8 protein-coding genes are annotated in these 12,504 nt (G+C 49.7%); 1 reads left to right on the top strand and 7 read right to left on the bottom strand.

The window, feature by feature from the left end; all coding sequences use genetic code 11:
• Positions 1 to 741: 741 nt before the first annotated feature.
• The 7 genes from ABU615_RS05655 to ABU615_RS05625 form a co-directional block, all read right to left on the bottom strand.
• Positions 742 to 1,509 (bottom strand): SDR family NAD(P)-dependent oxidoreductase, encoded by a 768-nt coding sequence (locus tag ABU615_RS05655; protein WP_267391552.1) that lies wholly within the window; start codon positions 1,507 to 1,509, stop codon positions 742 to 744.
• Positions 1,510 to 1,527: 18 nt separating this feature from the next.
• A complete protein-coding gene (locus ABU615_RS05650) occupies positions 1,528 to 2,682 on the bottom strand; it encodes an isochorismate synthase MenF (protein WP_370388369.1) in 1,155 nt (384 codons plus the stop codon).
• 166 nt (positions 2,683 to 2,848) lie between these two features.
• Positions 2,849 to 3,595 carry a 4'-phosphopantetheinyl transferase gene (locus tag ABU615_RS05645; protein WP_367486691.1) on the bottom strand — a complete coding sequence of 249 codons (747 nt, stop codon included), beginning with the start codon at positions 3,593 to 3,595 and terminating at the stop codon, positions 2,849 to 2,851.
• Between the two features lie 64 nt (positions 3,596 to 3,659).
• Positions 3,660 to 5,240, bottom strand: a complete 1,581-nt coding sequence (locus tag ABU615_RS05640) for an ATP-binding cassette domain-containing protein (RefSeq protein WP_370388681.1) — start codon at positions 5,238 to 5,240, stop codon at positions 3,660 to 3,662.
• Positions 5,237 to 6,838, bottom strand: coding sequence for an ATP-binding cassette domain-containing protein (locus ABU615_RS05635; protein WP_367486700.1), 1,602 nt, complete (start codon positions 6,836 to 6,838; stop codon positions 5,237 to 5,239). The genes ABU615_RS05640 and ABU615_RS05635 overlap by 4 nt, the downstream gene beginning before the upstream one ends.
• A 53-nt stretch (positions 6,839 to 6,891) precedes the next feature.
• Positions 6,892 to 7,767 (bottom strand): isochorismatase family protein, encoded by an 876-nt coding sequence (locus ABU615_RS05630; RefSeq protein ID WP_370388680.1) that lies wholly within the window; start codon positions 7,765 to 7,767, stop codon positions 6,892 to 6,894.
• 32 nt (positions 7,768 to 7,799) lie between these two features.
• Positions 7,800 to 9,413 (bottom strand): (2,3-dihydroxybenzoyl)adenylate synthase, encoded by a 1,614-nt coding sequence (locus ABU615_RS05625; RefSeq protein ID WP_370388679.1) that lies wholly within the window; start codon positions 9,411 to 9,413, stop codon positions 7,800 to 7,802.
• A 215-nt stretch (positions 9,414 to 9,628) separates the two neighbouring features.
• On the opposite strand from ABU615_RS05625, the gene ABU615_RS05620 reads away from it, so the two are divergent.
• The gene (locus ABU615_RS05620) at positions 9,629 to 12,475 is read left to right on the top strand and encodes a condensation domain-containing protein (protein WP_370388678.1); all 2,847 of its coding nucleotides are present in this window, start codon (positions 9,629 to 9,631) and stop codon (positions 12,473 to 12,475) included.
• The last annotated feature ends 29 nt before the right edge of the window (positions 12,476 to 12,504 follow it).

Below are 12,504 nucleotides of genomic sequence, written 5' to 3'. Positions count from 1 at the left end.
AACCTCTTATTTAAATTTCTTTTTCTGCGGTGTTCTGTTGATACCTACAAATAAAACTGTAAATCTGAAAACAAATTGCCTGTATTGCTATCCATTAATCATTAATTAATAATTAATGGCAGCTTTGATGGCAGATTACGCTTGAAAAAAAGATGCTTATAAGTTCTTAATTTTTAATTATTTATATTTTCGGAAGAATGGTTGATTTAACCTAATGTTGTAACTATTTAATATAATGGTATTAATTCAGACCTAATTTTAATATTTAAATTAATTAATTAACAAATGTGGATATTTAAAAAGAGAAATTAGAATAGCTGAAGCACAGGTGGTTATGCTGAATTTGATTAATTTTTGATTTTGCAGACTATCTATATGAATGTTTGTAAAAAAATATCACTTCTAAAAATAAATATTCTAAACATAAGTTATGTTTTTTGCGTGTTTTGGTGTTGTATTCTTAAATATTTTAGATTTTTTATAAATGATTTAATGTATGAGTTGTTTTATGTCAAAAGTATAATTTATTACTGTTTTGTGAATTGGTTTTATTTTAGTTGTTAGCTTGTTTTTGTTAGGAACGGTGTTCTATAAAGTATTCTGTGTAGTAGGTTATCTGCGTCGATCTGCTTTTGGCAAAATATGATGGTATTTAATTGTTTTGTTGTTGAACACTACAGGATAGATATTAGTAGATGTTATGCCAGCAGTTTTGCTTTCTGCTGGCGCTGTATTTTGCAGCTAAACACCTAGTGTGGCTCCGCCATCTACCACAATTTCCTGCATGGTTATCTGAGCTGCTTCGTCGGAAAGCAGGAAAGATACGGTATTGGCTATGTCTGCGGGCTGAGCTAGCTTTCTGAGCGGAATACCGAGGCGATATTGGCTTAAATCGCCATCAATAATGCTGGCCGGTGGCTGGTTATCTGGCCAGAGTTGCTGCTGCATGGCGGTGAGGGTGGAACCAGGGGAGACGATATTAACGCGGACGTAAGGGGCGACTTCGAGTGCCAGATTGCGACAAAAATGGCTGAGCGCGGCTTTGGTGGTGGCATACAGACCGAGCTGGGTACGAGGCATGCGTGCGCTGTTGGAGCTGATGGTGACGATGCTGCCTTGCTGCTGCTGATAGAAATGGCGTGCCATATGCTGGCTGATGGATACGGGGCCAAGCAGGTTGACATTCAAGCTGGTTTGCCATTGTGCCTGTGTGGCGTTGAGCAGTGATGTGAGAATGAGCATGCCGGCACAGTTGACGAGTCCGGTGATGTGGTGTTGGACGATGAGGGTGTTGAGTAGGATCAGGGTTTCTTCACAGGCGCTGATATCTTGACTTATACCAATCCAGCCGGGTTCATAGGGCGGTTCAATCATTTGCTGTATCGGCCAGCTTGCTGGCACGGGCTGTTTGTCGATACCGATTACTTTGTAGTTTTGCTGAAGAAGCCGGAGGGCTACGGCTGCACCGATGCCTTGTGCGGCACCGGTGACGATAATGGTTGGCTGCATGTGGTTCTCCTCGAGTTATTAAAACTGAAATACGTTGAGCATGGTTTGCATTTTGGCTTCGGTTTCAAGCCATTCGGTGGCGGCATCGGAGCCCACTACGATACCGGCTCCGGCATAAAGGCGAATTTTGTTTTGGTTGAGCAGGCCATTACGGATGGTGACGACCCATTCGCCGTTGCCTTCGGCATCCATCCATCCATTGAGCCCGCTGTAGTAATGACGGTTGTAGCCTTCATGGCTGAGGATAAATTGTTTGGCTACTGGGGTGGGTGTACCACAGACTGCCGGTGTGGGATGCAGATGCAGTGCAAGATTCAGGGCATCAGGGGCGCTGGGTTGCAGCTGTCCCTGAAATACGGACGACAGGTGAAACATGGTGGAGGTGGTAAGAATGTCTGGCGTTTCTGAGGCGCTGTATTCATTGCAGTATTTGCTGAGCTGATGGCGAATGTTGTCGATGACAAACTGGTGCTCGTACCGATCTTTGGCTGAGTGATACAACTCATTACGGATGCGGTTGTTTTCTTCTGTATTGCTGCTGCGCGGACGAGAGCCGGCCAGTGGGTTGCTGCGAACTTGTTGCTGCTGGCGTGAAAGCAGGAGTTCGGGGCTGGCGCCAAAGATGTACTGGTTATCTTCAACAGGTATCAAAAAGCTATAGGCATCGGGATTTTGCCGCGTTAGGGTGGTGAACAGTTGTTCAGGGCTGTGCTGTTGGTTGAATTCGAATTCTGTGGCCTGTGATAACACAATTTTCTGCATATTCCCGCTGTTCATGGCTTTTAAGGCTAGCTTGACGCTGTGTTCAAATACCGGACGTTCAACCAGTTTTTTCTGATGCAACATGGTGTTGGGTGCTGCTGTGTGTGCTGGTTGTTGAGCTGAGTTTGGTGTGGTCTGCTCAAATTCGCTGTAGAAATTAAGGGTGGCATTTTGGTTGGTGTCAAAGGGGATGGCACCGATAAGAATGGGGTGGGGATACCCTTGGGCTTTGATGAAATTGAAACAGTCAGTTATCTGCTGGTTAAAAGGGGTATCGGAATTCACGGGCATATGGATTTGGTGAATCAGATGCTGTGCATAGATGTGGTGATTTCTGCTGGCGAAACAGGCCAGTTGATTCTGATAATTTGAAATCAGGGACTGGGAAGCGCTGGATTTTTGTGTCGTCATTTGGGTTACCTGTGGGGTTGATACTGACCGTGCTGTAATTAAAAATTCAGAAAAATCAAGCTATGTAAGTTTTGTTATATTAATGCAAACAATTATCATTATCAATTGATATGTGTTTATTTAGCTGGTTTGATTGTGTTTGAAGAAAAACTGCCACAGGTTGGTGTCAAATGCAGGCGAGGGTGATGATTTCCTGTTGGCTGAAGCGGTAATGGACAATAGCCAGTTGCGGTGCTGCTGGCTGTGCGTGTACCTGAAAAATAAGCTTGTGGCTATCGGCGGTTTGGTAAGTAATGGCACTGAAACTGATGAGGTGCTGATATCGGTGAAACCAAGCTTTGATGATGCTTTCTTTGGCCGAAAAGATTAGTAGTGCCTGCTGTGGGCTAATCTGCGTGGCAATGAGCTGCTGTTCGCGCGGATGCAGAAAAAGATTCAGCCTATTTGGGCGAGTATCTAGGTTGTGTTGATGTTGCTGGTGTTCGATGTCGATACCCATATAGGGCTGTGCAGGCTGTATTTTTTGTACGCTGGCTACGGCTGTGCAGTGCTGGGCATAAATGCTGTGGCTGATACTGCCTTGGAGTGATTCAGGAAAAAGCGGTTCTCCGCAGGTACCAGTGGCAAGGGTGATATGACGATAGCCAAATGGCTGTAATGCATATTGTGCCGCCAGCCGTCCAGCCACGAATTCGAGTTGGCGTTTGGGTCGGCTGTGGCGGATGGGTTCAGGCAATAAAATGCTGTGTGACTGGCATAGCTCATGCAGTACCGTTGTATCCAAAAAGGATATGCGAATCTGATGGATGACACTGTGGCCGATGTTTAAGGTGCGATGGCTGAACTTTATCGTGGCAGAGGTGTTCCTTCCGGACGCATTTGTGTTGCTGAAAGTATTTTCTTCTATGTGCATAGGGCTCAGCTTTGCTGGATGTTAATCGGCGCTGCTTTTTTAAAGCCTATTTCATCCATCGCTATCAGGACATATTCAGTGTCTGTGTAGGCTGCCACGGGGCAGAGCTGCGATGAGACACTAATATTAGGGTAGTGCATTGTTCAAGTATGGTGTTTATCAGTTGCTGTTCAGTATGTTCATCCAGAGCTGAGGTGGCCTCGTCGAGTATCAGTATAGGAGCGTTTTTAATCAGAGCGCGGGCAATGGCCACGCGCTGCTGCTCGCCGCCAGACAGGGCTGAGCCTTGTTGACCAACGCTTTGATTAATGCCGGTTTCGGCACGGTCTATCACGGCGCCCAGCTGGCATTTTCTGGCAATGGCTTCGATTTCGGCATCGCTGGCTTCAAAGCGGCCGATGCGGATGTTTTCTGCCAGTGTGCCGGTAAAGATGATTGGGTTTTGGGCAACATAAGCCATGTTATTTACCAGTGTTTGAAAGGTTAGTTGTGGCAGGGGGATGCCGTCCAACCGGATTTCGCCCTGTGTGGGATCGTCAAATCTCATGCACAGTTGCAGCAAGGTGCTTTTGCCGCTGCCGCTGATACCGGCTACATGTAGGCGCGCGCCGGCTGGTATATCTGTAGTCACAGCTGTGGAACTGGGGGTAGCAACGATGTTGTGCAGGCTGAGGCGGGGCTGGTGTGGTGTGCGGGTTTCGGCTGCTTCAGGCAGTACTGGCGGATGAGTAAGCTGCTGGAAATGGCGTAGCGTGGCGATTAAGTCGTTGATACTTAATCCGGCTGTGGCCAGTTCGCTTAATGGTGCGCCGGCGCGTCCCATCAGCAGTATGGTGGCCAGTATCAGGTGCTCATCACTGATGCCGGACAGGATGCAATACAGTGCCATGCCGGCCATGGGCAGGACGTTGGCAATAGTGGCTATCAGGCTGGCCCATGCGGCGCTGCGGTTGATTTTATTCAGTAGGTTTTCCTGTTGTGTCCATTTTTGCTGAATGGAATCGAGTGCACGGGCTGGGCTGGCGGCGGTGCGCAGCAGGGTGAGGTGCTCAACCAATTCGATGGTGGCGGTGGTGCTTTCTAGCTCGGTCTGATGGCGGCGGGCATCAGTTTTGTTTAGGTCATACTGTGCCCACAACTGAATAGCAAAAGCGATGGCAATCATGGTTAATGCAACCAGCATGGTGCCGGCATCGGCTACGAAAGCCAGCCCGATGCAGATAAATAGGGGCAGACAGGGGGCATGCAAAAATGTTTGTAGCTGGTGCGCCGGTATGCTCATGAAGTTGGGAATTTCCTGTCCGGCGGTTTTGCTGAGCATGGCACGGCGCTGGTCGTTAAACCAGGACAGTTTGGCGCTAGACAGGGCTTGTCCCAGTGCAGCAAATAAATCACCGGCTAGCCGTACGCCGGTTAGAAAACCGTTGCGGGTGACTACGATGGTGATGATGCTGGCCAGCAGAGCGCTGCAAAGTACCCATTTAGGCGATTGCTGGTTAACGATGGCCAGTGCCAGTAAGGTATAGGCGTAAGCTTCTGCGGCGGCAGCCAATATCCAGCCGATGCTGACAATCAGCAGGCGAGGTCTGGTGGCCGCGGGAATCACTTCTAGTAGATGTGGTTGCTGCGTAGTGGTGGTGTTCATGCCGCGCTCCTGCCATGAGGTAATACCAGTTGTGCATCTGCCTGTTCAGCCAGTGCTTGCTGATGGGTGACCACAACGATGGTTTTGTGTGTGCTGTGTGCCAGTTCGCACAATGATTGAAAAACTGCTTGTGCATGTTGCTCATCAAGTGCGCTTGTGGGCTCATCCAATAGAATAACGCTGGCTGAGCTGAGAAAGGCACGAGCTATATTCAGACGTTGTTTTTCTCCTCCAGATAGACTGCTGGCTGGTGTGGCTAAATCTGTACTCAGCTGTGCTTTGGCTAATGCCTGTTGCATGGCTTTTTGGCTGGCTTGCGGTGCGGTCAGTGCTAAGTTGGTGTGCACACTGCTGTTGAGTACGTCGTAGCCTTGCGGAATCAGCAGTATGTGTTGGTGAATGGTTGTTTCATGTAGGGCAGTAATATCGGTCTGACCCAGTTGAACGGAACCGGCACTCAGGGTGACCAGTCCAGCCAATGCATTTAATAAGCTGGTTTTTCCGGCGCCACTGGGGCCAGTGATGGCGGTAAGGGCACCGGCGGCAAAGGTATGGCTAAGATCCTGCCATACTGGCTGGTCTTGCTGGAGTAGGGTGGCATGGTTAATAAGTAGTATGGGCGGGTTTTTAATGGCGTGGATTTTGCCGCGCGGCAACAATGGCTGTTGCAGAAATTCTTTTAGACGTCCGGCAGCAGCACGTCCAGTGCGGATATAGTCGACGCTATGTCCGAGGCGTAATACCGGAGTGACGATAGCCAGACTGAATAGTAGGGTGGCTGCCATTGTGGTGGTATCCGAGGTGTAGCTGACCCAATAGGCAATGGCAAAAGTAGCTACGGCCTGAAGCAGAGCCACAGCGATGGCAGCCGGTGTAGCGACTTTTGCGACCCAGCGTACCATGTCCTGGGTGAAGCGTTCGGTGGATTGTGTATAAGCCGTAAGGGCGCTGGAGTGCTGGCCGTAGATGCGGTATACGGGAATGCCGCGTACATATTCATCGGCTTTGTTGATGATATCCAGCATGACTTGCATGCGGGCGTGTCCATCACGACGGGTCATGTAGGGCAGCAGAAGTAGATAATACAGGGAGGCGATGACACCGGGCAGCAGTACCCAGATGGCAGACAGGCCGTTAAAGTAAAACAGAACCATAATGGATAACAACGGGATAACGGTAAAAACTGCAATTTCAGCCGGCAGATGCGCAAGCATATGGTGCAGGCTGCCAACGTCGTTGGTCATCAATTGTTTGAGTGTCTGCTCGTTCTGTCTGGCCAATGTATTTATGGGTAGGCGGATCAGATGCTGCGCGACAATGCGGCGTAAGACAGCGGCAAAGCGGCTTTCTGCTTGATGGGCTATCCAGGCAGACCAAGCTGTTAGTACGGCACCTGCTGCCCAGCATAGCAGTGCGTATTCGAGCCAGAGCCAGCGGCTATTGCCGATGAATTTCACCACAAACCATAATGCAGCCAGCATGGCAATACCAGCCATCACCGCGATGGCGGTACCACCAATGAGACCGGGTAAGGCAACGCGCCATTGCTGAGCCAGATTAGGGGGCGCATCGTGGCCAGACAGGTATGAATCATTCATGATTTGGTTTCCTATGGCTGTATGCCAGTGTTTTGCTTGTGTGGCTAGTGGTTTTAGACCATGGCTGCGGTTTGCTCTGCTTCAATCAGGCGCCACCAGTTGTTTAGTGTGGGCTGCTGTCCCAGTGCTTCGAAGCCGATATGGATGTTGTGCTGTTTGAGTTCGGCGGCAAACTGCATGATGCGTAATGAATCCAGTCCATACAGAATTAAGTTTTCTTCGGGGTCTATCGGTTCGGACGCTGTTTCGAGCAAGGTCTGGATTCTGTGTGTCAACCATGCACGTGTCAGTCCGTCGGTTTCGGGTAGTAAGGCAGCAGTGGTGGTCACCTGCCCGCAGCAACCAGCTACATATTCCAGTGCATAGAGGTGTTGTTGCAGGGAAAAATCAGCTAAGGCATCAGCTACAAAAAAAGGCTGAATATCCTGCATAAAGGCTTCGGCAGCAGTAATCATGCAGCCGATATGCGCGTATACACCACCGATAATCAGCTGGTCGCGCTGCCATTGCTGCATCAGAGTATGTAATTCGGTACGCTGAAAGGCGCTATAGCGCCATTTGGTCAGTACGGTATCTTTCGGCAGTGGCGTGAGTGCCGCCACGATGTGCTGTTCTTCTGCCGCGGCGGTGGTGATACCCAGCCCCCAGACATCGGTGAGAAGCGCACGCTCCTGCGGGCTCTGTTGGTGCGGCTGGGCGGTATAGACTACGGGTATCTGCTGTTGTGCCGCCCAGCTGCGCAGACGGTGTAAGTTCTGAATCATTGTCTGTATCAGCGGACTGTCAGGCTGATAGAAATTCAGAAAATATTTTTGCATGTCGTGGATTAATAGCACCGCGCGGGAGCTGTCTGGCACCCAGGTAGTTTTATTCTGCGGCAATTGGGTGACTTCCGGCATGGGATAATCGGTAATTTGTCTAATCGTCATACTGTTTCTCTCGTTCTCTCAGGATTAAATCATCAGGCTGGATGATGTTGTAGGCTTTCGCGCAGGCGTTTTTTATCGGTTTTACCCACGGCTGTGAGCGGCAGGCTGTCTATCATGCACACCTGATCGGGCAGTTTGTAGTGGGCAATGCCCAGATTGAGCAGATGGCGTTTCAGGCTGAGTGCGGATAACTGCGGATTGTGTGACACGATAAAGGCACAGCTTTTTTCACCAAAACGCTCATCGCTGACGGCCACCAGTGCCGCGGCGCTGACATCGGGATGGGTAATCAGCAGTTTTTCGATTTCTTCGGCGGCTATTTTTTCGCCACCGCGGTTAATTTGGTCTTTTACGCGTCCGACCACTTTTATATAGCCATTACTGTAACGTTGCACTAAGTCACCTGAGTAGTAAAAACCTTCTGCATCAAAAGCCTGAGCGTTGTGTTCTGGACTCTGATAATAGCCACGAAAAGTATAGGGACCACGTGTTTTGAGCATACCGGTTTCACCGTCCGGCACGTCGTTGCCGTCTGCATCCACTACTCGTACTTCATCATCTGGACTGATGGGACGCCCCTGTGTGCTGACAATCAGCTCCTCGGTGTCATCCAAACGTGTGTAATTTACTAATCCTTCGGCCATACCGAATACTTGTTGCAACTGGCAGCCAAATACATGTAATACCTGCCGTGCCACAGACTCTGGAAAGCTGGCTCCGCCTACCTGAATGAGCTGCAATGAACGGGTTTTCAGCCGTTCTTGTTCTGGCTGCTGCATCCACAGGGATATGGCACTGGGCACAAGGGCGACCATGTTAATCTGATGCTGCTCAATCAGTGCAAAGCAGTTGGCCGGTTCGGGACTGGGCGCCATCACCACGCAGCCGCCGGCATGAAATACGCCTAGAGCGCCGGGTGAGCTGAGGATGTAGTTGTGCGGAGCCGGCATGGCACACAGAAAACGTGTGTGTGCGCTCAGGCGGCAGATTTCGGCACTGGCGCGAACGCTGTAATCGTAATCATTATGGGTGCGCGGAATGAGCTTTGGCGTACCAGTGCTGCCTCCAGAGAGCTGGAAAAAGGCAACTTCATCCGCCGGCGTGGGGGCAAATTGGCTGTAGGAGGCGGGCGGATTGCTGTACCAATCGGCTAAATTCTGGTCACTCTCAAGCGCGTCCTGCATCAGCACCAGTTCGGGAGACAGGTGTTGAGCGGACAAGTGTTGAAGAAACTCGTTGTTGTTGAATACTTCATGTCGGCGGGAGGCAATCAGTAGTTTGGGTTTTATCTGGTGGCAAAAACTGCCCAGTTCATGTTGGCGATGGTTGTACAGAGCATTCAACGGGACGATGCCAGCTTTAAGCAGTGCGAAAAACACAATATAAAATTCGGCGCAGTTCGGCAGCTGCACCAGCGCTGTGTCACCACTGGCTAATCCTTGTTCCATCAGTCTGGCGGCCAGGGTATCTGAATAATGATTGAGTTCCTGATAGTTGATGCGGCGCTCTGCGCAGATAATGGCGGTGGCTAATGGAGACCTTTCTGCCGTTCGGGTCAGTACACGAGTTAACGGTTGATCCAGCCAGTATCCTTGGTCTCGGTAACGGCGGGCAAATTCTTCCGGCCAGTGTGTGAAGCTAATCATTTATCAGCCTTTTGTGCTTAACCGGCTAAAGCAGGCAAAGAGTGTTGATTTATTGTTACTTTATTGCTGCTGCAACGTTCTGTTGATTGTCTGCTCAGCGGTTTCTGTTGATGAGTTTACTTTTGTTTTTAATTAAACAAATGAAACTGGTAATCATTTTCATTTACATGTATCATCGTCAAAAATCGTAAATTTGTCAACAGAGTAAAGAAATAATGCGTGAACTTACTTCAATGCAGGCTGCATGCTGGTTTGGGCGGGCGCATGGTGCCATGCTGGGTGGTGTAGCTGCTCATTTGTATACCGAATTCAATGGCAGCCATATCGATGCAGATAAACTCAGGCATGCTATCGAAAATCTGTACCGGCGACATGAGCTGCTGTGTCTGCAACTTAATGCGGCTGGAGAGGTTAGTTTCCGGGATGAGCCGCCAGAAAATCTTTTAGAAATAGATGATTTTTTACATTTATCTGCGGCACAACAGCAACAAATGCTGAAACACAAACGCCGGCTTTGGACACATCAGCAGCTGAATCTGGCAAAAGCGCAGACAGCGCGCTTTTCGCTCAGTCTGCTGGGTGCCGATGCGTTCCGTCTGCATATCGATACCGATATGATTGCGGTAGACCCGTCCAGTTTTCGTGTTCTGATGGAAGATATGGCGCAGTTGTATGCAGATGGCGGAGCAGTGTTGCCGCCGCCCGCGTCTTTTTACGATTGGCGTTATAAGTTGCAGCAAGACTGGTATGAACAGCAACAGCAGCAGCGTGCCCGTGCATGGTGGCAAGCGCGCATAGCTGCACTGGCACCGGCACCGACTTTGCCGTTGAAAGAAGCTGCTGAGGCAGCGGCGCAGAGTACGCGGCTGAGTGCCACCCTGGACGCAGCGAAGAATCTACAGTTACGGCAACTGGCGCGTCAACATGAGTTGACTTTTTCGGCACTGATGCTTGGGATTTTTGCCTATACACTGGGCAAGAAAACCAAAGATTTAGCTTACCGGCTGAATGTGCCATTTTTCTGGCGCGAACCCATCGTGCCTGATATTGAACGCACCATCGGTGATTTTGCCGATATGGTGTTGCTGAACATTGATATGACTTCTGACACCAGTTTGTCTGCATTCTGCCGGCAGGTGGCAGCAGAATGGCGTCAGTGTCTGGATCACCGGCAGTTTAGCGGCGTGAATGTGATGCGGCGTCTGTCGCGCCATCACACCACGCCGCAAATGTCACCGGTCGTATTTACTGCCGCAGTGGATATGCCTGAAAAAAATCTGTTTTCCAGCCGTGTACATGAGCTGTTTGGCAGCATGGACTGGTGTATTTCTCAAGGGCCACAGGTAGCGCTAGACGCTCAGTTTGTCCAAATACAGGATAAGCTGCTGATAAACTGGGATGTGCGTTTAGATGCCTTGCCGGAAGACTGGGTAAATGAACTATTTATGCGCTGTTTAACTCTGCTAAATACCTTGATTGCGGAGCCAGAGCGCTTTACCCAGCCGTTGCCAGCACTCAATCAGCTGCTGTATCCAGATGAAAAGAATGAGAATGTCATTGCTCTGAATCCTTTGCAAAAAGCCTATTTACTGGGTCGCAGCACCACATTTGCGCTGGGTGGTGTGGCTATGCAGGAATTTCGTGAATACACCGGTAAGCTAAATTTACCGCGCTTTCGGCAGCGTCTGGCTGATATGGTGCAGCATCATGCCAGTCTACGCACCTATATCGATGCCAGCCGTTGTGTCCAGCGAGTCAGCCAGCTGGCAGTGATAAATCTCACTGAAATCAATTTGTGTGAAGACGAGCCAGCAGAGGCTACAGCAAAAATCGATGCCTTGCGCCAGCACTATCAGCAGGCCATATTTGATTTAAATGAGTCACCATGGGATATCACTCTGTTTCAGTTAAAACATGAGCAGTTTGTGCTGTTTGCGCGCTTTGATGCATTGATTCTGGATGGACGAGCCATTGCTGAATTGATGCGGGAATTATTTACCACGACGCCCTTGCCGGCTACTGGCATGTCAGAAAGTGTAGCGCTGCCTGATAAACACATGGTGGCTCAGGACGCAGCCTACTGGCAGCAGCGCCTGCAAGCTATCCACTCAATTGCGCAACTACCATGGAAACAGCCTTTGGCCACACTGGTGACTTCACGCTATGCGCGCCGGAGTGCAGCTGTATCCGAACCCGTCTTTCGCGCCTTATGCCGCATGGGCGCTCAGCAGGGGCTGTTTAAGAATTCCTTACTGACGGCGCTGATACTGGCGGTACTGTCACGAGGCCAACAAACAGCAGAATTGCTGTCTGTGGCGGTACCGGTGTTGCCCTTATATGAGGGTGAATTGTCTAATCAGTCCACATTTATTGTCTCCACTTGGGAAGCAGAAGCCGGATTCATCGAACAGGCCAAAAAATTACAATCCGATACGCTCGAGGGTTTGCAGCATCTGGCGTTTTCTGGTGTGGAGCTGGCGCGTATGCTGTTTGAGCAGCATGGACAGGCACCGGTTTTGCCGGTAGTGATTACTAATGGTCTGTCATGGCCAACGCTACCGGCAGATATTCCGCTTCACTTTGTCAATGGTCTGACCCAAACACCACAAGTAGCCATGGATATCCGTTTTATGCTTGGCGCAAATGGCGCATTGGTGTTTAACGTTGACTATGCTCAGGAAGCCATCAGTGATGCAGTTGTCCGAGACTATCTGGAAGCATTAGTTAGTGTTTGCACTCAGGTGGCAGCTAGTGGGCTGGAAAACATCGAATCCATTTTGCCGCCACCGCATTTTCTGAATGCACAACAATCAGCTGTTATCTCCGCGCAGCATCAGCAACTGATGCATATCTATCGTGAAACTCTGAATATTGCTCCAGAGTGCGTTATACAAATCTCGCAACCATTCACCCAGCTGGGATTGCGTCCGGCTCATGTGAAAGCCATTACCGGCCAGATAAATCAGACATTCGCACTGGCTTTGAATCCACGTCAGCTCATTGGCTGCCGCAACATTGAGGAAGTGGCGCAACTGATTAATACAGCCATGGCCATGGCGTAAAGATAATACCCGCAGTAAACATTTGAATA

This window comes from Snodgrassella alvi, assembly GCF_040741455.2.
Classification (GTDB): domain Bacteria; phylum Pseudomonadota; class Gammaproteobacteria; order Burkholderiales; family Neisseriaceae; genus Snodgrassella; species Snodgrassella alvi_E.
This window is presented reverse-complemented; position numbering and strand designations above follow the sequence as displayed.